Source organism: Uliginosibacterium sp. 31-16, assembly GCF_030730865.1.
Taxonomy (GTDB): Bacteria; Pseudomonadota; Gammaproteobacteria; order Burkholderiales; family Rhodocyclaceae; genus Uliginosibacterium.
Genome location: NZ_JAVALZ010000008.1, coordinates 1 through 22458, shown reverse-complemented (window position 1 = coordinate 22458; position 22458 = coordinate 1). Strand labels below are relative to the sequence as shown.

At 60.8% G+C, this 22458-nt stretch carries 17 protein-coding genes; 3 read left to right on the top strand and 14 right to left on the bottom strand.

Going from position 1 to position 22458, the window contains the following annotated elements:
* From Q9Q94_RS18000 to Q9Q94_RS17975, 6 genes are all read right to left on the bottom strand, one after another.
* The coding region (locus Q9Q94_RS18000; protein ID WP_305981519.1) for a retention module-containing protein at positions 1-2585 on the bottom strand (2585 nt) is incomplete at its 3' end.
* 329 nt (positions 2586-2914) lie between these two features.
* Positions 2915-3529 (bottom strand): response regulator transcription factor, encoded by a 615-nt coding sequence (locus tag Q9Q94_RS17995; protein ID WP_305981518.1) that lies wholly within the window; start codon positions 3527-3529, stop codon positions 2915-2917.
* A 3-nt stretch (positions 3530-3532) separates the two neighbouring features.
* Positions 3533-4903, bottom strand: a complete 1371-nt coding sequence (locus Q9Q94_RS17990) for an HlyD family type I secretion periplasmic adaptor subunit (RefSeq protein WP_305981517.1) — start codon at positions 4901-4903, stop codon at positions 3533-3535.
* 1 nt (position 4904) lies between these two features.
* Positions 4905-7070 carry a type I secretion system permease/ATPase gene (locus tag Q9Q94_RS17985; protein WP_305981516.1) on the bottom strand — a complete coding sequence of 722 codons (2166 nt, stop codon included), beginning with the start codon at positions 7068-7070 and terminating at the stop codon, positions 4905-4907.
* Positions 7060-7380: a hypothetical protein gene (locus Q9Q94_RS17980; protein ID WP_305981515.1), complete on the bottom strand. Its 321-nt coding sequence runs from the start codon at positions 7378-7380 to the stop codon at positions 7060-7062. Before Q9Q94_RS17980 ends, Q9Q94_RS17985 begins: the two co-directional genes overlap by 11 nt.
* A gap of 187 nt (positions 7381-7567) precedes the next feature.
* Positions 7568-8818, bottom strand: coding sequence for an isoprenylcysteine carboxylmethyltransferase family protein (locus Q9Q94_RS17975; RefSeq protein ID WP_305981514.1), 1251 nt, complete (start codon positions 8816-8818; stop codon positions 7568-7570).
* Positions 8819-9003: 185 nt separating this feature from the next.
* Here Q9Q94_RS17975 and Q9Q94_RS17970 point away from each other — a divergent pair, with 185 nt between their 5' ends.
* Positions 9004-10782 carry an ABC transporter ATP-binding protein gene (locus Q9Q94_RS17970; protein WP_305981513.1) on the top strand — a complete coding sequence of 593 codons (1779 nt, stop codon included), beginning with the start codon at positions 9004-9006 and terminating at the stop codon, positions 10780-10782.
* A gap of 169 nt (positions 10783-10951) precedes the next feature.
* Here the strand turns inward: Q9Q94_RS17970 and Q9Q94_RS17965 are convergent, their stop codons facing one another.
* The 8 genes from Q9Q94_RS17965 to Q9Q94_RS17930 all read right to left on the bottom strand — a co-directional run bounded on the left by Q9Q94_RS17965 (position 10952) and on the right by Q9Q94_RS17930 (position 19175).
* Positions 10952-11959: an inorganic phosphate transporter gene (locus Q9Q94_RS17965; protein ID WP_305981512.1), complete on the bottom strand. Its 1008-nt coding sequence runs from the start codon at positions 11957-11959 to the stop codon at positions 10952-10954.
* Between the two features lie 8 nt (positions 11960-11967).
* Positions 11968-12597: a DUF47 domain-containing protein gene (locus tag Q9Q94_RS17960; RefSeq protein ID WP_305981511.1), complete on the bottom strand. Its 630-nt coding sequence runs from the start codon at positions 12595-12597 to the stop codon at positions 11968-11970.
* 117 nt (positions 12598-12714) lie between these two features.
* On the bottom strand, positions 12715-13653 hold the full coding sequence (gene ispH, locus Q9Q94_RS17955; protein ID WP_305981510.1) for a 4-hydroxy-3-methylbut-2-enyl diphosphate reductase: 939 nt from the start codon (positions 13651-13653) through the stop codon (positions 12715-12717).
* A gap of 21 nt (positions 13654-13674) precedes the next feature.
* Positions 13675-14106, bottom strand: a complete 432-nt coding sequence (locus tag Q9Q94_RS17950) for a peptidylprolyl isomerase (RefSeq protein ID WP_305981509.1) — start codon at positions 14104-14106, stop codon at positions 13675-13677.
* Positions 14103-14594 (bottom strand): signal peptidase II, encoded by a 492-nt coding sequence (lspA, locus tag Q9Q94_RS17945; RefSeq protein WP_305981508.1) that lies wholly within the window; start codon positions 14592-14594, stop codon positions 14103-14105. The genes Q9Q94_RS17950 and lspA overlap by 4 nt, the downstream gene beginning before the upstream one ends.
* On the bottom strand, positions 14591-17395 hold the full coding sequence (gene ileS, locus Q9Q94_RS17940) for an isoleucine--tRNA ligase (RefSeq protein WP_305981507.1): 2805 nt from the start codon (positions 17393-17395) through the stop codon (positions 14591-14593). The genes lspA and ileS overlap by 4 nt, the downstream gene beginning before the upstream one ends.
* Positions 17388-18347: a bifunctional riboflavin kinase/FAD synthetase gene (locus Q9Q94_RS17935; protein WP_305981506.1), complete on the bottom strand. Its 960-nt coding sequence runs from the start codon at positions 18345-18347 to the stop codon at positions 17388-17390. Before Q9Q94_RS17935 ends, ileS begins: the two co-directional genes overlap by 8 nt.
* Positions 18348-18407: 60 nt before the next feature.
* Positions 18408-19175, bottom strand: coding sequence for a ParA family protein (locus Q9Q94_RS17930; protein ID WP_305981505.1), 768 nt, complete (start codon positions 19173-19175; stop codon positions 18408-18410).
* Between the two features lie 134 nt (positions 19176-19309).
* On the opposite strand from Q9Q94_RS17930, the gene Q9Q94_RS17925 reads away from it, so the two are divergent.
* Together Q9Q94_RS17925 and Q9Q94_RS17920 are read left to right on the top strand one after the other, a co-directional pair.
* A complete protein-coding gene (locus Q9Q94_RS17925; RefSeq protein WP_305981504.1) occupies positions 19310-19756 on the top strand; it encodes a hypothetical protein in 447 nt (148 codons plus the stop codon).
* A 172-nt stretch (positions 19757-19928) separates the two neighbouring features.
* A partial coding sequence (locus Q9Q94_RS17920) for a hypothetical protein (protein ID WP_305981503.1) occupies positions 19929-22458 on the top strand: 2530 nt, incomplete at its 3' end.

Here is a 22458-nt window from a genome sequence, read left to right as displayed (position 1 = left end):
CCCTCGGCCACGCTGGGGGTGGCGGTGAGGGTGGCGGTGGTGGTGTCGATCGTATCGTTGATCGCGGTGAGGGCTGGAGCCGGATTGAAGCTGGCGTTGATCCCCCCGCCGGAGACGGCGGTGATGGCGGCACTCACGCTGGAGGCGTCCAGATACACATCCTCGGAGGCGGCGACCGGGACGCTGACCGTTCCGGTGGTGGCGCCTGCGGCGATGGTGATGGACTGGCCATTGTCGAGGGTGACGGTCAGCGCGGAGACGGGGGCCGAGCTGATGGTGGCGGTATAGACGATGGTGCCGCCGGCCTCGGTGATGGCGCTGGTGGCCGAGAGCGAGACGGTGGCTGTGTCGGCGTCGGCGATCTGGGTGGTGACCGCGTTGGCCGTCCCCGACACTGCCAGCCCCTCAAAACCTCCGCCTGCCGCGGAGACGACCGAGACGGTGAAGGCCTCGGTGCCCTCGACCGAGCCATCGGCCAAGGCCGGGATGGAGAACGCCGCAGAGCTTGCGCCGGCCGGGATGGTGACGGTGGTGGTGCCGGTGAAATCCGTGCCATTGGCGGCGGTGCCGCTGTAGGCCAGGGTCACGGTGACGGCACTCTGGGCCGGGCTGGTGAGCGCCACGGTGTAGGTGGCGGAGTGGCCCTCGGTGACGCTGGTCTCACCGGTGAGGGAGACGGTGGTGATGTCCGCATCATCCGAGACGGTGGTCGAGACCGTGGAGGTCGTGGTCAGGGCCTCGTAGTGGCCACCCGAGGAGCCGGTGATCGACACGGCCAGGGTCTGATCGCCCTGGGCATGGACATCATCGGCGCGCACGGCAAAGGCCGGGCTGGAGGCCGAAGAGCTGCCCACCGGAATGGTGATGGACTGCCCGTTGGAGAGGGAGATCACCAGCGGAGCGCCGGTGACCGGGTTGCTGACGGTGGCGGTGTAGACGACCGAGCCGCCTTCGACAACGGACGCACTCGAAGCGGTGAGGGTGACGGTGGTCGCATCCGCGTCATCGGTCACGGTGGTCACGGCCGGGGTGGCGCTGGCCACCAGCGACTCGAAGTTGCCGCCGGTGGCGCTGGTGATGGAGGTCGAGACCGAGCCGCCGCCGGTGTAGGCATTGTCGGGTGCGGTGGCGGTGATGCTGGCGCTGGAGTCGCCGACCGGGATGGTGACGGACTGACCGTTGGAGAGCGCGACGGTGACCGGAGTCCCGGTGACCGGGCTGGAGAGCGCGACGGTATAGGTGATCGAGCCGCCCTCGGCCACGCTGGGGGTGGCGGTGAGGGTGGCGGTGGTGGTGTCGATCGTATCGTTGATCGCGGTGAGGGCTGGAGCCGGATTGACCACGAGATGCTCGAAATTACCGCCGGATGTGCCGGAGATCGTGGCCGAAACTGTGCCGGCGTCTGCATAAACATTGTCCGCGGGGGCCGGGACTGAAACCGTGCCAACTGTCTGACCGGCTGCAATCATGATCTGACTGCCATTGGACAGTGTGACGGTCAGGGGGGATGTGGCCGGATTCGTGAGGGTCGCGGTGTAGGTGATCTGCCCTCCTTCGGCAGCCGATCCCGCGGCCGAGAGACTAAGATGTGTGGTGTCGGCCGCATCCGGCACGCCGGGCAGGCCTGGGCCCACGTCATCGGTGATTGTCGCTGTTCCGCTGGCACTGGCGCCGGCGGAAAGTCCGCTGGTGGTGGTCCCGCTGGTGATACTGGCGTTGAGCGTGAAGGTTTCCGACCCTTCCTGTATTTCGTCATCGATCGTGGCGACGCGGATCTGCACCGAGGTCTCTCCGGCTGCGATCGTGACGCCGCCGGTGCCGACTGGAACCCAGCTGGTGCCGTTGTAGTACTCCAGTGCCGTGGTCGTGTCGACACCCACGGTAGCACCGCCCAGACCTGCTCCCGAGGCCAGGCTCGGCGTGAAGATTGTGGCACTCGTGCTCGGGCTGGACAGGCTCACCGTGAACACTGCTGGGCTACCTTCGACCGCGCTTGCGCTCGATACACTCAGGACCGGGCCGCTTGGCGTCGCGGGCGTGAGTGGCGTGACGACGGCCGGTTCGTCTGCGCTCTGCAGAGGCTCGATAGCAGCGTTGGCAGGGAATTCGACGGGAGTTTCTGCAGCCTGGGAGCTGAACTGATAGTTGAGCGGGGTGACTTCTTCGACAATACGCAGCAAGCGGACGAAGCTGTGGCCGCCTTCTGCTGCGTCGCCGGCCGTAAGGCCTGCTCCCGGGGCTTCCAGATTGGCGAGTGGGTCCTGACCCGCGTCCAGCGCGGCGATGACGCTCTGGATTTCTGCGGAAAATCCCGGCCGGATGGCTGCCTCGCTGCGATCAACTATGACCTGACCGAGCAGTTCTTCCGTGGCGCTGATGGTGCGACCGCCGCCGAGATCCAGGGTCTGGCCGTTTGCCAGCTGCAGGAACATGTGCCCCTGTGGATCTATGGTGACCTCTTGTCCTTGCTCAACGTGGTCGCCTGCCTTGAGGGCTATCAGTTCTCCCTGTGCGGCCCGGACGTAGGCTTTGCCTTCAATGCGGACGATATTGGCGGTATTAGCGGAGGGAGTGGTGGTGGCCATATTGGATTTTCGGTCGAGTCTGGAGCAATACCATGAACTCTACGGTCGGACACGTCGCGCCGTATCGTACTCAGGTACTAGATGGATGTTGCAGTGTGTTACACGTCACGAAAACAGGGCGTCGTAGCCCGGGATTGTTGTGTTAGACAGGGATGGTGGCCTGAGAGCTGTGTCTGGCATGCATTTTCAGCAAGCATGCCTGAAGAGTGGCGTGTGACCTGCTTCTTCAGCATGCATTGCTGGAGATGGCCGTGGTGTGCGCCTTTTCAGGAGGTGATCTTGAATGACATTACCAGCGCCACGAGCTGCCTTGAGCGTGCTGAATGTCTTCAGCGGATGCCGTGAACCTTGAGCGCGAGCTGCAGTCGGTCGCTGATGCCGAGTTTTTCGAAAATTGCGGTGAGATGGGATTTGACGGTGCGCTCGGTGATGCCGAGTGCTTGCGCGATGACAAGGTTGGACTCGGCATCGGCGGCCCTCCGTGCAACTTCCCGCTCCCGCTCGGTCAGGGCTTCGGTCCAGCTGCGGGAGGACTGGCTTCGATGCGCGCCGATGCCTTTGAGCAGACGGGTCATCAGGCTGCGGCCCACCCAGACTTCCCCACCCGCCACGACTTCGAGCACTTGCTGCAAGGTTTCCTCTGCCGCATAGGCGTGGCAATAGCCGGCGGCGCCAAGTTCCAGCCAGGCAAGACCTTCGTCGTCGCTGGGGGTGCTGCTGACAACCACGATGCGGTGCTGCTGGCAACAGCGCTGCCAGAATGGTTCGGGCTGCGAACGCAGATCGTGGCCTGAGGTGTCCAGCACGATCAGGCCATGCGCGGGCAGTTCATCAATGGCCTTGCAGCCTTGCAGGCGGTGGATCGTGCTGCTGCTGGCGAGCGTACGGAAGCGCGAGAACAGGGCCTCATCATCAGTCAGGATCGAGAATGCGTGACGGCTCATGAATCAACGTTCTCGCAGCGCACTGGCATGCGCTCGCAGCACCGGTTTGACCAGATAGGAGAGGATGCTTTTCTTGCCTGTCAGGATGTCGACCTCTGCTGTCATGCCGGGGATGATCGGCATCTTGTTGTCACCAATCGTGGGGTGCGTGGTGCGAACCTTGACGAGATAGAAGGCGTTGCCTTTTTCGTCGGTAATCGAATCCGCACTGATGTTTTCCAGCGTGCCTTCGAGCCCGCCATAAACCGAGAAATCGTAGGCCGTGAATTTGACCAGGGCCTTCTGGCCCGGATGCAGGAAAGCAATGTCGCGTGGCTGGACCTTGGCTTCAAGCAGCAGGGCGTCGTCGCCAGGGACAATCTCGATGATGTCCTTGGCAGGGAGTACTACACCTCCGACCGTGTTGACCTGCAGGCGTTTGACGGTGCCATTCACGGGCGAGCGGATCTCGGATTGTTTGACCCGATCCGCCAGTGCAACGCTTCCTTCGGTCAGGCGCCCGAGCCGGTTGTTGACCTCGGAAAGCTCGTTGCGCGCCTTGTTGCGGATGGATAGTTCGACTTCCTGAATCTTGCGCTGGGCTTCGCTGATAGCGGATTCAATGCGCGTGATCTGTGCTGCACTCATGTCGCGCTCGCCCTTGTAGCGTGAAACCTCGCGCTCCAGACGCAGGAGTTCGACCTCGGAAATGGCCCCCGTGCGAGCCAGCGGACGGGTCTTCTCCAGCTCCTGATTGGTGAGGTCGTAGCCCTGCAGGGCCGTTTCACGACGTGCGCGAACCTCCTTGAGTTCCTGCCCGCGCTGCGTCAGTTGCTGCTGGGCAATCCCGATACTGGCGTTCAGTTCTGCCCGGGCAGACTCGAACAGGGCTCGCTCCTGCTCGGCAATCTCGGGTGCTTCGGTCAGTACTTCGGGCGGTGCAATGAATACTTTGCCGCTGGCGAGAGCTTCCAGCCGTTCGGCTTTGGCTAGCAGGGAAAGATACTCCGAGCGGTTTTCCTTCAGATTCGAGACAAAGCGCGTCGGGTCGATCTTCAGCAACAGCTGTCCGGTCTGGACCTGTTGTCCCTCCTGCACGAGAATTTCCGAGACGATGCCGCCATCCAGACTCTGGATGACCTGGATCTGGCGAGAAGGGATGACCTTGCCTTCTCCCTTGGTGACTTCGTCCAGCTGCGCAAAGGCTGCCCAGACGAGCATGCCGGTCAGGGCCGCGCCCGTGGTCCACAATGCCGCACGGGCGCCACGCGGGCGTTGCTCGCCGATGGCCCAGTCCGCGTCCGCGATGAAATCGGTTTCCTCGTGGATCTCGTGGCGCTCGGCGTAATTCATCACACAGTCGTACAAGGCGGATAGTCTGGCAAACGGGCTCATGTCAGTTTGCCTTTCCGATGCGGCCGTGCTGCAGGGCTTCAACCACCTGGGCCTTGGGCCCGTCTGCGACGATGCTGCCGCCGTCAATCACGATCAGACGGTCAACCAGTTCCAGTAGCGAAGTGCGGTGGGTCACGATCAGCAGGGTCTTGTTGGCCGAAAAATCGCGCAAACGCCGCTTGAACTGCTCCTCGCTCTGGTGATCCATGCTGCTGGTCGGCTCGTCCAGAATCAGCATGGGAGGCGCGTTGAGCAGAGCCCGGGCGATCGCTACGGCCTGACGCTGACCGCCGGACAAAGATTCGCCACGCTCGCCAATGGGCATGTCGAAACCTTGTGGATGTGCGTTGGCAAACTCGGCCACGCCAGCCAGCTCTGCTGCCGTCAGGATCGATGCGTCGTCTGCCAGCGGCGAGCCCATGGCGATATTCTGTTTGAGCGTGCCGAAAAACAGCGTGATGTCCTGTGGCACGAAGCCGATGGCACGGCGCAGTTCCGCCGGGTCGATCTGGCGGGCATCCACGCCGTCAATCAGGACGGAACCCTCGCTGGGCTCATGCAGGCCGAGGATGAGCTTTTCAAGGGTGGTCTTGCCCGAGCCGATCCGGCCGATGATGCCGACCTTTTCGCCAGCCCGCAGTTTGAACGAGACCTTGCGCAGAACTTTCTGGTCCGTGTGCGGATAGGCGAAGCTGACGTCCTTGAATTCGATTTCGCCACGGAAGTGCGCGCGATGCAGGAAGCTGCTTTCCTCTGGCCGTTCGACGGGTAGCTGCATCTGCTGATTGATCGAATTCAGACCGGTGCGGGCGTGCTGGAACTGCATCATCAGCCCGGCGACCTGACCCAGCGGAGCCAGTGCCCGGCCGGAGATCATGCTGGCGGCGATGATGGCCCCCATCGAAATCTGGTTGTCGGTGAGCAGATAGACGCCGAGGATGATCGTGCAGATATTCACGGCCTGCTGGATCGTCTGCGCGAAATTCATCGTCGATGACGAGAGCAGGCGCGTGCGGGCACTGACCTGGGCAATGAACAGGGTTGCGCGTTCCCAGCGCCGCTGGATATCCCCTTCGGCTCCTAGCGTCTTGATGGTCTCCAGCCCGACCAGGCTTTCAATGAGCACTGCATTGCGCTGGGCAGAGGCGCGGTAAGTGGTTTCGGTCAGCTCGTGCATCTTGCCCTGGGTGAACAGCGCCACGCCGATCACCAGCACCATGCCGACCAGTGCCGGCAGGATCATCCAGGGCGAAATCCACAGCAGGACCAGCAGGAATATCAGGACGAAGGGCAGATCGATCAGTGCGGTGACCGTGGCCGAGGCGATGAAATCACGAACGCCTTCAAAGGCACGCAGGTTGGCAGCAAAAGAGCCGACGGAAAGCGGGCGCGAGGAGAGTTTGACCCCCAGCACGCGCTCCATGATGCGTGCTGACAGGGTGACATCGACGCGTTTGCTGGCCGTGTCGATGATGAAGGCGCGGATGGTGCGCAGCATGAAATCGAAGCCGAGGATAAGCAGTGCGCCGATCGACAGTACCCACAGGGTTTCGATGGCGTGATTCGGCACGACCCGGTCATACACGTTCATCGAGTACAGCGGGATGGCCAGGGCAAATATGTTTACCAGCAGCGCGGCGACCAGGGTGTCGCGGTATAGCCGCCAGTTGCCGATAATCGCGCTCCAGAACCAGTCCTGGCTGCGGATACGCTGTGTAGTCTGGGTGCGTGCATCGAAGCGGAACTTGGGTTGGACGACAGCCACTATTCCCGTGTAGTCCTTCGCCAGATCAGCGGGAGCGATGTTCGTGACAGTGTCCGGCATTTCCGGCGTGCTGATGCGCAGCGTTCCGTCCGGCAGGCGCTCCTGCAGCAGACAGGCGCGTTTGTCCCGCAACAGCAGGATGGCGGGCAGGGCTCTGGCCGGGATTTCTGCCAGGGATTTGCGCAGCAGACGAGCGGAAAGACCGGCACGGCTGGCAGCACGTACCAGTTGTGAAGGCGGCAAAAGGTGTTCGACGCGGGGCAGCCCTGCACCCAGCGCCTCAGCCGTCCACGGGTTGCCATGAAGCCGGGTGAGATGAACGAGGCACTCCAGCAGTGGATCGATATGAGTGGCTTGGCTGCTGACACGCCAGTTGCCGGGCTGGGCGGGGTCAGATGACATCTTCGCCTCCAAGCAGATCGAGGGCTCCCGTCATCTGTCGGCGCATGTCTTTGCGGGCCAGCAGTTTGCGTTGGGCCTGCGGGGGCAGATCTGTCAGCCGCAGCAGGCCTTTGTCGAGCATGACGTCGATCAGATCTTCCATGACGCGGATGAAATCTGCATCCAGTCCGACGAAATTGTTCACGGCGGGCAGGCCGAGAAAGTCACAGACCTCGGGATCTGTCGCAGGCAGAAACTCCTGTGCATCGGTATTGGAATCGTTAAGGAGGGCGACGATAGCGCCCGCGGCGGATCGGCGGATATAGGGCATGGCTGCTGGCTCTCCATCGGAAGCCTTACTTTACAAGGCTTGGGCGCAAATGACACGCCAGACAGCCCGCCGATTTGTCGCAAAGTGTGGCGGGCGTGAATAGCATCACGGTCGACAACAAAAACCGGCATTCCCGAAGGAGTGTGACAGCCTGTCCGGTAGCCTGCAAAGCCACCGGAGGAACGGTTCAGATCAGGCCCGGGATGAAGCGCCAGCGGACCTTGCGGGCGTATTCGTCATAGCCGTTGTTGGCCAGACGCAGGTGGCGTTCCTCGGTGATCGCGCGCATGGCATAGATGAAACTCCAGGCACATCGACAGAACAGGACCCACATGCCTTCCTTGAAGCTGTGGGAGAAGCCCAGATAGATGAACGGGATGGAGCCGATCCACCAGGCGGTGTTCTTGGCGACATAGGCCGGGTGGCGGATGAAGCGGTAGGGGCCGGTGGTGACAATGCCGCGATTGGTCAGGTTGCTGGCGCGGAAGCCCAGCGCGACCGAGGCCCAGGAGTAGATGCCCATCAGCAGCAGGATGCTGCAATTCATCAGAAGGTGAATCGTGTCATTGTCGAAACTCGGGAAATCCGTGCTGTTCCAGTCAAGGAACAGGCTGGTCGCCTCGTTGAATTTCGGGTAGCAGGCCAGGCAGAAAAACCAGCCGAGGAAGGTCGGTTCGACCGAAACGATGCGGTTTTTCAAGGCTGGGGTTTCGATGATGTAGCCCAGTGTGAACAACAGGGTGTCGATGAACAGGATGGCCTGGAAGAGAGCCCAGAACAGGTGCTGGTCAAAGAGGATGCGGCCACTCATGTTGCCGATGATTCCGTCGATCCACACATTGCTGGAGCTGTTGGCCATGTCGGCAACGTGACCCAGGCACCAGTTGATCATCAGCGGGGCGAAGAAAAACTTGAGCAGCAAGGCCAGTCCGGCCTGTTTGGTCTGCTTGCTGATTTTGGTCTTGGGAGCGAACTGGCGTTTCTTCTTTCCGTAGCGGACTTTCTCCGGGTCGCGCGAAAGTCCGAGCCACAGACCGCGCACGAAGATCATGGCCTTGGCGTGCAGCCATGGATACTTGAGATAGAAACGGACCAGCAGTACGGCGTAAACCAGGACCAGTATCTTGAACAGGAACGGGGCGGTGAGCGTCACGGTCTGGCCCAGTGCCGCATCGGTGATGATGCCGGCGAGGGGATCGGGAATGTGGTTCAGGAGGCTTGCCGGAACAGCGCTGACGATCCAGTCGTGAAAAGGGCCGATGAGGTTTTCGACCAGAAAATCCCGTGTGGAGTTGAAGATCGGCATGCGCAGTGAATTGCCCAGCATGCCCTGATGCCAGCTGGACACATGGAAGCAGATGTACCAGCCCCAGACGATGAAAAGCATCGTGCTCAGATAATTCTTCAGGAATCGCGGTTTGAGAAGGCTCTGGAACATGGCGACGTGCACCGGTCTGGGTGGGCGAATGCGGCAAAAGATGCGCGATGGTGCAGTGTCGCCGGGGCGACGGTCAAGCTTGTCGAGACGCAAGGATGCGACAGATCAGATAATGACAAATGGGATCGTTGGTTTGTGCACGGCAGCATCGGCGTATAATTTGTGGGTGCAGCCAGGAGACCCGCATGAAAAATACCGAAAGGCCGGATTCCGAACTATTCCGTTTTGTCGATCTGCCTCGGGCGCTGTGGTACTTCCTGGCTGAAGAGCGCTGGCGTTACCTGTTTTTCCTGTTCGTGCTGCTGGCGGTCATGTTTTACACCATGGTGCCGCCTTACCTGATCGGGCTGATAGCCAATTTCCTGATCGCTTACGTCAAGGCGGATGCAGCAGCCAAGCCCGCTGTGGATCAGCTTTTGTGGCTGGTCGGCATCCTTGCCGGCAGTCATGCGCTGGTGTCGATGGTGCGTTTGTCGAGCAAACGCATGCTTGGCGGCATCAGCCTGAACGCGCGTTATCGGGCCAAGGTCTGGGGTTTTGAACGTCTGCTCGACTACTCGCTGGCCTGGCACCAGCAGGAGAGCACCGGCAACAAGGCCCAGCGCATCCTGACCGGTTCCGAGTCTGTGCGTGAGTGGACCGGCGACATGGTCAACAGTCTGGCCTCGGCACTGGCCGCTTTCATCGGCTCGCTGGTGGCCTGCATGTTCCTGCATCCGGCCTTCATCCTGTTCTTTGCGTATTTTCTTGGCGTGCTGATGAGCATCGAGCTCTACTTCGACTACCGCATCTCGAAGCTCTCGGACCGCATCAACAAGTCGATGGAAAATGCCAGTGGCAGTTTCGTCGAAAGCGCATCGAACATTCTTGCCGTGAAGGCCATGGGCGCGGCGGGCAGCATGACCAGCAATATTGCCCAGCGCGAGGAGCTGGCGCGCACGCTTTCCTACGAGCGTCTGCGGCTGTCGAACACGAAGTGGATGTGTTTCCAGATTCACAACGCCCTCTCCTGGGGTTTCTTCCTGATCGTGATCGGACTCATGGTGATGCACGATCATCTGCTGCCCGGCTTCTTCCTGACCTATGCCGCGTACTTTGATCGTCTGCGCGAGTCCTCGATCGAGTTCACGGACCGCATTCAGCTGATGATCGAACGCAAGTCCAATCTGGGCCGGATGATGTCGATCTTCTGGGGCAAGAACACCCTGTCCCAGGGCAAGCGCAGGTTTCCGGCCGAGTGGGATGCGATCCGCCTGCACGATGCCGTGTTCCGCTATGGCGACAAACCGGCGGTCGGGCCGCTGTCGCTGGAAATCCGGCGTGGGCAGATCGTCGGTATTGCCGGGCATTCCGGTTCTGGCAAATCAACCCTGATCAAACTGATGCTGGGTTTGTATCACCTTGAGCAGGGTGAGCTGAAGATCGGCGAAGCGCCGATCAGCGAGATCCGTCATGAAGATCTCACGCCCAATGTGGCGGTGGTGCTGCAGGAAACGGAGTTGTTCAACTTTTCGCTCAAGGAAAACCTCACCATGATGCGCGAGGTGACTCCGGCCTTGCTGCAACGAGCTTGCGAGATCGCCTGTCTGGAAGACCTGATCGCGCGTTTGCCGGAAGGGCTGGATACGCAGGTGGGCGAGCGGGGTTATGCACTCTCCGGGGGCGAGCGTCAGCGCGTCGGGATCGCCCGGGCGATTTGTCGTGACGCGCCGATCCTGCTGCTGGACGAGGCAACTTCAGCGCTGGATTCGGCCACTGAGCAGGAAGTGATGGCGGGGCTGATGAGCGATTACGCGGCAGGACGCACGATGATCATCGTTGCTCATCGCATCAGCACACTGAAGGAGGCTGACAAGATCGTGGTGTTCGAGCGCGGTCAGGTCATCGAAGAGGGTGGTTTTGAGGAACTGGCGCATGACTCCTCAACGCACTTTGGCAAGATGTTCGCAATTCAGGCGGGCTGAAAAGCCGCTTCCAGAGCCGATCTTCAGCATGGGGGTCTGTCTGGCCGCGTGCGATGGCGCTCTTCAGGCATGGATGCTGAAGAGGTCCGCCAGGTGCGGCTCTGCAGGTGGTTAAATGAAAAAAGGCGCAGTCATTTGACTGCGCCTTTTTTTGATCGTGCGGTGTGGCTCAGAGGATCTGGTGCCCGATCCACCACGCAATTGCAGCAATCAGCGCACTGCACGGAATGGTCAGCACCCAGGCCCATACGATGCTGCCGGCAATACCCCAGCGCACGGCAGAGAAGCGGCGTGAGGAGCCGACACCAACAATCGCACCGGTGATGGTGTGGGTGGTCGAAACCGGAACCCCCAGCCAGGAGGCGAGATACAGCGTCAAGGCGCCACCGCTGTCGGCACAGAACGCACTGTACGGCCGCAGCTTGGTGATGCCTTGCCCCATGGTCTTGACGATGCGCCAGCCACCGAAGAGCGTACCAAAGCCGATGGCAGAGTAGCAGGCGATGATCACCCAGCTTGGCAGCGGATCATTGGAGCCCATGTGGCCCGTGGTGATCAGCAGCAGCCAGATGATGCCGATGGTTTTCTGTGCGTCATTGCCGCCGTGTCCAAGGCTGTAGGCGCTGGCCGAAACAATCTGGAAGCGCCGGAACCAGCGATCTACCTTGGTGGGTGTGGCACGGAAGAACGCGTGCGACACGATCAGCATCATGACCGAGCCGAGCAGCATGCCCAGCAGTGGCGAGATGACGATGAACGCCACGGTCTTGCCGATGCCGGCCCAGATCAGCGGCGCCGTACCGGCCTTTGCCACCGTGGCGCCGACGATGCCGCCGATCAGCGCGTGGGACGAACTGGACGGGATGCCGAAATACCAGGTGATGATGTTCCAGCTGATGGCGCCGATCAGGGCGCCAAACACCACGTAGTGATCAACGATGCTCGGATCGACAATACCTTTGCCGACTGTCGCGGCAACATGGGTACCGAAAACGCCGATGGCAATGAAATTGAAGGTGGCTGCCAGCGCGACAGCCTGATTGGGCTTCAGCGTGCCGGTGGAAACCACCGTGGCGATGGCGTTGGCCGCATCATGAAAACCATTGAGAAAGTCGAAGAACAGGGCGAGCGCAACCAGCGCCACAACCGCGTACAGACCGATTTGCACTTGTTCCATGGCGTCTGTCAGGCGTTTTCGAGCACGAGGCCTTCGACGATCTTGCTGACGTCCTCACAGTGGTCGGAGATTTTTTCCAGACCTTCGTAGATGGCCTTCATCTTGATGACCTGCAGCGGCTCGCGCTCGTCGCGGAAAACGCGGCCCAGAGCCGAACGCATCACGCGATCGCAATCCGATTCCAGCTGTTCGATTTCACGACAGGTCCGCAGGATGTCGGCAGCGTGATCCATGTTCTCGATCAGTTTGACGATCTGCTTGACCCGCTCGGTGCAGGACAGGGTCAGTTCGGCCATCTGCACGGCGTCCGGCGTCAAGCGACGGATGTTGTACAGGCTGATGCCTTCGGCCACGTCCTGGATCGAGTCGACGATATCGTCCAGATCATTGACCAGAGAATGGATGGCATCACGGTCGAACGGAGTGATGAAGGTGGTGTGCAGCAGAGCGACCGTATCGTGGGTGATCTTGTCGGCGCGGGTCTCGATTTCGTCGATGGCTGACACGATGGCCGGCATGTCTTCCGGGCTGGCCGACATCAGGGCAACCAGTTGCTGGGCAGCCAGAACGACCTGCTCGGCATGGGCATTGAAAAAATCAAAAAAACGGCCCTCGCGGGGCAGAAAGCGTCCGAACATGGCTGTGCCGTACGAAATGAAAGCGCGATGATATCAGTGCCAAAGGGGCAGCGTCTTGTTCATGTGCGACAGAATCAACAACTTGTGTGATCTGGCGCACATGTTGCCATGCAGCATTCAGATGTCTGCTTGCAGTTCCTTCGGAATCGGGAAGGTGATGTTCTCGATGGCACCGTCCAGCGAGCGCACGCTGCCTGCCCCGAGTTCCTTGAGGCGGGTAATGACCTCGCTGACCAGAATTTCCGGTGCTGAGGCGCCGGCGGTTACGCCGATCCGGCGTTTGCCGGTCAGCCATGCCGGATCCAGACTGGCTGCGTTATCCACCAGATAGGCCGGGACGTTGCGCAATGCAGCAACCTCACGCAGGCGGTTGGAGTTTGAACTGTTCTGCGACCCGACCACGATGACCAGATCCACCTGCGGGGCCATGAACTTCACGGCGTCCTGACGATTCTGGGTGGCATAGCAGATGTCATCTTTCTTTGGCCCCACGATGGCCGGAAAGCGTGCTTTCAGGGCATCCACGATGACCTGGGCATCATCGACTGACAGGGTGGTCTGTGTGACATAGGCCAGCTGGTTTTCGTCACGCACCAGCAAAGAGGCTACGTCCTCGACGGTTTCAACCAGATACATGCCGGATTCGGCCTGACCCATGGTGCCTTCGACCTCCGGGTGGCCTTTGTGGCCGATCATCACGATTTCGCGGCCAGCATCGCGCATTCTGGCGACTTCCATGTGAACCTTGGTCACCAGTGGGCAGGTGGCATCGAATACACGCAGTCCGCGTGCCTCGGCTTCACGCCGTACATCCTGCGGCACGCCGTGGGCCGAGAAAACCAGCGTGGCACCCGCCGGAACCTCGGCCAGATCCTCTATGAACACCGCGCCCTTGGCGCGCAGGTCTTCGACCACAAACTTGTTATGCACGACTTCGTGGCGCACATAGATCGGAGCGCCGTGAATCTTGATGGCGCGTTCGACGATTTCGATGGCGCGTTCAACCCCGGCACAGAAGCCGCGAGGGTTGGCGAGGAGAATTTCAGAGTTGCTCATGAGTGGTTCGTTTCCTGCAGATCAGATGACTCCGATGATTTCCACTTCCACGCTCACGGCCTTGCCAGCCAGAGGGTGGTTGAAATCGATCAGGGCGTATTCGTCGGTCAATTCGCGCACCAGTCCGGGGTAGCGGCTGCCGTCCGGCGCAAGGAAGGAAAATACGCTGTCCACGGCCAGATCCATGCCTGCCGGCACATGCTTGCGATCCACTTTTTCGATCAGCGCATCGCTGTAGTCGCCAAAGGCTTCGCCAGGGGCAAATTGCAGGGTCTCACGCGCGCCGGCGCTCATGTTCATCAGGCGGTTTTCGAGGACGGGCATCAGCTCGCCCGCGCCCATTTGCAGGGTCATCGGCGTGGTTTCGAAGCTGGAGTGGAAAACCGTGCCGGTACTGCTGTCGGCGATCCGGACGTTCAGGGTGACCAGGCTGTGGGGCTGGATGTTCATCATTGTTTCTCGTTGTTGTGTTTCTCGCGCCGGGATTCCTGCCACTGCGCCAGGATCATCAGTCCGACGCCCAGGCAGATGGCTGAATCCGCCAGGTTGAAGGCGGGCCAGTGCGAGCCGGCGAGGTGAAAGTCGAGGAAGTCCACTACGCGTTCATGCACCAGACGATCGATCACATTGCCGATGGCGCCACCGACGATCAGCGAAAACGCGGCGGGCTGCAGGGCTTCCGCGCGGTGTTGCCAGGTCAGGCGCAGCAGCCAGGAGCAGATCAGCACGGCGAGAATCACGAAGAACCAGCGCTGCCAGCCAGCGTGGTCAGCGAGAAAGCTGAAGGCGGCTCCCGGGTTATAGACCAGTACCAGATTGAAAAACTCCGTGACCGGCAGGGATTCATATTCGGCAAAGCGAGCCAGCACGGCGAGCTTGCTCCACTGATCCAGCCCGATCACGACTGTTGCCAGCACGAGCCAGCCGATGAACCGCTTCATGCGCGACTCCGTGCTTCGCCCGCACCGTGCAGATTGTCGTCGCAACGACCGCACAGTTCCGGATGCTCGGGATTACGGCCCACGTCGGCACGGTAGTGCCAGCAGCGGCCGCACTTCTGGTGAGCCGACGGGGTGACCACGATCTTCTCGTCAGTTTCTGCCGCTACTTCGACCACGCTGACCGCCGAGGTGATGAACACGAAGCGCAGGTCGTCACCCAGTGCGGTGAGTGCTGCGAATTTCGCTCCGCTGGCATGCACGGTGACCTCGGCCTGCAACGAAGAGCCGACCTGACCTGCCGTGCGTACGGCTTCGATCTCCTTCATCACTTCGCCACGCACGGCGCGGACCGTCGCCCAGCGTGAAGCAAGCACCTCGTCGGACGCCAGTTCATTTGCCAGGGATGGCAGCTTGTGGAAAGCGTGCAGCATCACGCTGTCATCGGCGTCGGCACTCATTACGGCCCAGGCTTCTTCTGCGGTGAAGGACAGGATCGGCGCCATCAGCTTCACCAGGGTCTGGGTGATATGCCACAGCGCGGTCTGCGCTGAACGACGGGCCTTCGAGCCGGTAGCCGAGGTGTAGAGGCGATCCTTGAGGATGTCGAGGTAGAAGCTGCCCAGATCGTCCGAGCAGAACAGTTGCAGCGCTTGTACCACACGGTGGAACTCGTACTTTGCGTAGTCTGCTTCGGCCGCTTCGCTGAGACCATGAGTCAGGGCCAGCGCGTAGCGGTCGATCTCGAAGAGCTGATCGGTGGCGACGGCATCCGTCCCGATATTGAAGTCGGCGGTGTTGGCAAGCAGGAAGCGCAAGGTGTTGCGTACCCGGCGATAGGTTTCCACCACGCGATCGAGGATTTCCTTGCCGATCGAGACTTCGCCGGAGTAGTCGGTAGAGGCGGCCCACAGGCGCAGGATCTCGGCGCCCATCTTGTCGGTGACTTCCTGTGGCACCACGGTGTTGCCGAGCGACTTGCTCATCTTGCGGCCCTGCGCGTCGACCACGAAGCCGTGGGTCAAGAGCGCCTTGTAGGGCGCGCGGCCGTCGATGGTGCAACCGGTCAGCAAGGACGAGTGGAACCAGCCGCGGTGCTGGTCCGAGCCTTCCAGATACAGATCGGCGGGGTAGCCGTGCTGGTCCGGGTGCGAACCGCGCATCACATGGGCGTGGGTGGTGCCGGAATCGAACCACACGTCCAGCGTATCGCTGATCTTGTCGTATTGCGCCGCTTCTGCGCCGAGCAGCTCGGCTGGGTCGAGCTTGAACCAAGCTTCGATGCCTTCCTTTTCAACGCGCTGGGCGACTTCTTCCATCAGTTCGACGGTGCGCGGATGCAGCTCGCCCGTTTCCTTGTGCAGGAAGAAGGGAATCGGCACGCCCCAGTTGCGCTGGCGCGAGATGCACCAGTCCGGACGACCGGCGATCATCGCGTGCAGGCGCGGCTTGCCCCAGGCAGGGAAGAAGGCGGTATCTTCGACCGCCTGCAGGGCGCGCTCGCGCAGGCTGGTCGTATTGTCAGGCTTGTGGTCCATGCCGACGAACCACTGCGCGGTGGCGCGGTAGATCACCGGCGTCTTGTGGCGCCAGCAGTGCATGTAGCTGTGGGTGATGACTTCATGCTTGAGCAGGGCGCCGACTTCTTCGAGTTTGGCGACGATGTTCGGGTTGGCCTTCCAGATGAACTGGCCGCCGAAGAATTCGAGGCTCGGTACATACACGCCATTACCCTGCACCGGATTCAGGATTTCGTCGAAGCCGCGGCCGTTGGCGCGCCAGATCGTGAAGTCGTCCGCACCATAAGCCGGCGCGCAGTGCACGATGCCGGTACCGGCATCCACGCCCACGTAATCGGCGAGATAGACGGGAGAAACACGGTCGTAGAACGGATGCTTGAAAGTGATGCCAGCCAGGCGCGTGCCTTCGGCGAGGCCGATAACCTCGCCATGCAGCTTGTAACGCTTGAGGCATTCCTTCACCAGCTCTTCGGCCAGCACCAGCAGACGATCACCGACATCGACCAATGCGTACTTGTGCTCGGGGTGGATGTTCAGCGCCTGGTTGGCCGGGATGGTCCACGGGGTGGTGGTCCAGATCACGACGGCGGCCGGCTTGGGCAGACTGTCCAGGCGGAAGGCTACGGCGAGCTGATCCGGCGCCGCGCAGGTGAAAGCCACGTCGATGGCGTCGGACTTCTTGTCCTCGTACTCGACTTCGGCTTCAGCCAGTGCGGAGCCGCAATCGAAACACCAGTTCACCGGCTTCAGGCCCTTGAAGACCCAGCCATTCTTGACCATGGTGCCAAGCGCGCGGATCTCGCCCGCTTCGTTCGGGAAGGCCATGGTCTTGTACGGGTTGTCCCATTCGCCGAGCACGCCCAGACGGATGAAGTCCTTCTTCTGGCCTTCGATCTGCTCACCGGCGTAGCTGCGGCACAGCTCGCGCACCTTGTCGGCGAGCAGGTTCTTGCCGTGGGTAACCTCGATCTTGTGTTCGATCGGCAGGCCGTGGCAATCCCAGCCCGGCACGTAGGGCGCGTCGAAACCCGCCAGGGTCTTCGAGCGGATGATGATGTCCTTGAGGATCTTGTTCAGCGCGTGGCCGATGTGGATGTTGCCGTTGGCGTAGGGCGGGCCGTCGTGCAGCACGAAACGGGGCCTGCCCGCACTCGCCTTGCGGATCTTCTCGTAGAGCTTCTTCTGCTGCCACTGCTGCACCCAGCCCGGCTCGCGCTTGGGCAGATCGCCGCGCATAGGGAAAGGGGTGTCCGGCATGTTCAGGGTCGGTTTGTAATCAGCCATTCTGTTCTCGCAAGCTCAAGTATTCCGGGTGCGTGGGAAACCACGCCCGCACATCATCACAATCCTTGCCAATCGCCGTTTTCAGGGCGTCCAGCGAATCAAACTTCATCTCGTCGCGCAGCTTGTGCCAGAAGCGTACCGACAGTCTTTCTCCGTAGAGGTCGCCGGAAAAATCCAGTATGAACACCTCGACGCGCAGGGCCAGCCCTTCGGCGATGGTCGGGCGGTAGCCAATGCTCGCAGCTCCCACGGCATTCTTCAGCGGCCCGCCATCCACGGTGACCGCAAAAATCCCGGACAACGGCAGGGTCTGCTGGCGCATGCGGATGTTGGCGGTCGGGAAATTGATCGTTCGCCCGATCTTGTCGCCATGCTGCACCCAGCCTTCCACCACGAACGGCTCACCGAGCAGGCGCGTGGCGTGCTCGATTTCTCCCGCCTTCAGGGCCTCTCGTACGGCCGAACTGGAAACTCGTTCGTTCTGAACTTCCAGCGTCGACATCGCCTCCACACTGAAACCGAAATACTCGCCTGCCTTTTGCAGGGCTTCGAAATCGCCACCACGGCCGCGGCCGAAGCGGAAATCGTCACCAATCATCAAGTGCCGCACCTGCATGCCTTCGACCAGCACCTTTTCCACGAACTCCATCGCGTCGAGGTTGGCAAAACCGGCATCAAAGCGCTGCACGCAGATCTGATCCATGCCTGCCGCCTGCAGCAAGGCCATCTTGCGCCACACGCTGCACAGGCGGGGTGGCGCGGTATCCGGAGCAAAAAATTCGCGCGGGTGCGGCTCGAAGCACAGCACCGTTGCCGGCAGGCCCATCTCATCGGCTTTCTGGCGGACGCGGGCGAGCAGCGCCTTGTGGCCAAGGTGCACGCCATCAAAATTGCCGATGGTCAGCACGCATGGTTCGCTGGTGTGTTCCCGGATGCCCCTGAAAATCCGCATGAAGCCTGCTGAAAAAAGGAGCAATTATAGCCCGAAGCCGGCCTGCTTCGGCCGACTCCGTCAGTGGGTGAGGTGGTCGTGCAGGGCGATGAATTCCAGCGTCAGCTTGTGGCGGGCGTCCAGATGGATCATCGGGCGGGCCTGCTGGTGGCTTTCGCGAATCCTGACAGAGGCCGACAGATAGGTCGGCAGGATAGGCAAACCTTCATCCAGCAGCTCCTGCACCAGGCGTTGAGGCAGGCTGGCCCGCGGCTGAAACTGATTCACCACGATGCCATCCACGCTGAGGTCCTGATTATGGTCGGCGCGGATTTCCTCCACGTTTTCCAGCAGCGAATACAGCGCGCGACGCGAGAAATCGTCGCAATCAAACGGAATCAGGCAGCCATCCGCAGCAATCAGGGCGGAGAGCGTGAAGAAATTCAGGGCAGGGGGCGTGTCGATGTAGATGCGATCAAAGCTGTCAGCAAGTTCGGCCAGCGCATCGCGCAGCTTGTAGATCTTGTGGCGCGACTCGAGTTTGCCCATCAGTTCTTCGAGGCGCGGCGAGGATGCCATGACCGACAGATTCTCGAACGGAGTGGGCAGCGCATAGTCCAGCGTGGCACGGCTTTCGAAGCGGATCGTGAGGGTCTGCTCGAACAGGTCGGCCAGATTGGGTTCGACCCCGTCTGCGGCAGAGCCGAGCAGATAATGCGTGGAATTGCCCTGTGGATCGAGGTCCACCACCAGCGTGCGCAAGCCCTGTGCCGCCGAGATGGCCGCCAGATTGCAGGTGATGGTGGATTTGCCGACGCCGCCCTTCTGGTTGAATACCACGCGCTTCATGTCCCGCCTCCGCAATTGGATGCTGCACTGCACACATTGTGCCAAAAAAGCTGTCAGAAAAGGTAAAAGCGGGCAGGGCTGCACGACTGGGCAAAGTGCGGCGCTAGAATCCCCTAACTTTCAGAGAGGACGACATGAAGACACGCATCCTGATGGCAGCGCTGGCGGCCTTGTGCATGGCCAGCACCGCAGGCGCTGCCGAGCTGGTCAATATTGGCGGCGGCTCCTATCACTTCGAGCGCGATCTGGGCCACAACGAATTCAACTACGGGATCGGCTACGAGAAGGACTGGCGTGAGGATGTGTCCTGGACCGTTGGCGTATACAAGAACAGCATCCGCCGGGCGAGCTTTTATGCGCTGGCCAACTGGTACGCGCTGGATCTGGGGGCCGGGTTTCGCGCCGGGCTGACTGGGGGCCTGATGACCGGCTACCATCAGTCTCCGGTGATCGGCACCCTGATGCCGACGCTGGAATGGCGTGGCGAGCATCTGGCCCTGCAGAGCTACGTGGTACCGACCATCAAGCCTTATATCGACGGGGCGGTGGTGCTGCAGCTGAAGTACGTGTTCAGCAAGTAGTAGCTGGGGGCAGGGATGCGGGGTGTGGCTGGAGAGCCGCTTCGCCCGGGCTTCTTCGGGCAGGCCTTGCTGAACGGCTCTTGCCGGCCATCAGCGGACGCTCGACTTCCTTTGTCGGGGACAATGAATGGCGAGTTAAAGTGAGTCGTTGCCCTGCTGCATTCCAATTTCAATGGAAACACTGAATTCAATTCTTTCTACGTATGAGCAGGCGAAACCGCGCAGAGCACTGGGCGGTATTTATGCTTTAGCTGGTTTTGACTACCAGTTGCGCTTCTATCTGGCTGAGTTGGTTGAATCCCTTGCCGGACAAGGACGCAGTCTTGATCAAGCGGGCGGAGTTTTTCTAGAGGCGCTTTCAGATCTGGCCAAGCAGACCAAGGATGCCCAATTGGTGTGCATCCAGGTTAAGCGCACTTTGACGCGTGAAACGCTCAAGGACGCAGCAGCCGAAGTTGTGGCGATCGACCGCTTTCTGGCAGAAAAATATCCAGGTTCACGTAGTGAAGTGAAGTTCGAGCTTGTTGCCTCAAAAGGCGACGCCGTGTTGCAGTGGAGCGATATTCCGGACACACACGCAACCGCTCCGACGATTCAAGCGCTTATTCAGCAAGGGCGACTTTTGTCGCCCCGCATAGAACCCGATCCGTGGTGGCGTGCGATTGTCGCTGCATGGAAGCAGCTGAAGGACCCTTACGGTTTCCTGCGTTTTGCGCTGGAGCGGGCCTTGCGTCGCGCACCGACAGAGGCGGATGCACAACGCATTCGTGACGATATTTGCGAGCGCTTCACGCAAGCCCGTCATACGCCTGATCTACCAGGCCAGCTTCTTACCCCTGCGGACTTTCTGCTTACAGCTCATCCCAGCGCCTTGCTGGAGATCGGGCGTGAGATCACGCTGGCGCGGTTACGTGACCAGCAATACATGCCGCGCCCCCATCGACTGGGTGCCCTGTACCCCAAACTGATTGAACGCAAGGATCTCAGTCAACGTGATCTTAGGAGCGAAGCGCGCGTTTTCTGGTTAAGCGGTCGTTCAGGTGTCGGCAAGAGCGTGCTGATGCTTCAAGCGGTTGAGCGACTTGTTAGCGATGGTTGGCGCGTGCTCTGGCTAAAGGGACAAGCCGAACTGCTGGAACCCGCCCTGCGTGCCCTTACAGATGTGCCTGCCGAATGGTGGCCAGATTTCATCGCCATCGACGATCTTTACGACCGCGATGCCCGTACCAAGCTCGATCTCGTTCGCTTGGGCGAGTTCATCGACGAGCGCGGCCACCAGGCATGGCCGATGATCCTGACTTGCGGCCCGTCCGATTTCGCCGAATCTTTCCGGGAAGACGCCACCTACCGTGGTTTTGATCTGCATCTCGAAACCATCGAAACCATCGCCGCTGACGAGGCAGAAGAAATCGAAGCCTGGTACAGCCAGCGAACGGGGCAAGGTTCACAACGCGGCCCGGCTTTCTCCCAAGCCTCGCAAGAAGACGATGGCCTGTTCGTTTCGCTGGCAGTCGAACTGGCGCACGGCGATCTGCAGGCCTTCGCACAGCGGCTTGGTAACCGGGTTCGCCTCAATGGTCTGGACGAAGCGCTGGGCCTGCCCCTTGCGCTGAACCGGCTCTATCTGCGTGCGCCCTATCATTGGCTGAGCGATAAGGACCGCGAAAGGCTGGCCACTCTCAATAGCGAGGGCGATTTCAGCCTGTCGGAGGCTGACACGGAAGGGCAAGTCATTCGCCTCACCCATCCGCACCTAGCCGATGCCCTGTACCGTGCATTGCGCAAACCTGCTAATGCCGAAGCGTTCACCAATGATCTGGTGGCGGTGTTCCAGCGCGCGCTGGCCGAGCACGATACGGGCCTGATTTCACAGTTGTTACGCGTGTTTTCTGCATTCGACGAAGGGCTGGCAAGCGAACGACTGAATATCGTGAATCGCCCCCGTCTTGCGCAGGAGTGCGCCGAGTTGTGGGCCAGAGAACATACGCGACTGGCGCTCAATGCCGATGGTTTGGCAGATGCGGCTACTAGTTTGGCTTGCTGGTCTAAGACTATGCCCTGCATTACCGGAGTGCTGGGAAATGACTTGCTGGGCAAGGCGCTGGCTTACCTGGGGTCGGCTTACAAGCTCTGGCCGGGTTGCTGGGACCGTCTGGCCAAGTGTTACCCGAAGCGTGGCGAGTTGTTTGCCTGGGCTGCAGTACATCTCGCTGATCCACTGAAGATATCCAACCCCACTTGGTCTTTTGCTTGGGAACACTGCCTGCAAGATGATCCCGGCCGCCGCACTGATTGGCGTGACATGGGGCTGGATTGGCTGCAAAGACATTTGCGCCGCCCTGATTGGCACATCGTCTGGAAAAAACTGCTGCCTAATGACGAGGTTCCAGACTGGAAAAACGATCCCGTCCTGATTCTCGGCTTGCGCCGTTTGCATGCGGAAAGCGATGGCCCCGACTGGGCTTATGTCTTCGAAGATCTTTACGCCTTGGCAGCTCCTCATTGCTTTCAGGCGAGCGAGCTGGCGATCCTGGCCCGAGCCTGGCTGGCCGGGCGCGAAGACCGGGCCGAGTGGAGCTACGTCTGGAAAGCCTTGCTGGCGCAGCGCGAGGCCCTGCCAGAGGGGCTGACCTTAGGCGAACTTTTGCGCCACGGCGCGCAGTGGCTGGCCGGGCGCGAAGACCGGGCCGAGTGGAGCTACG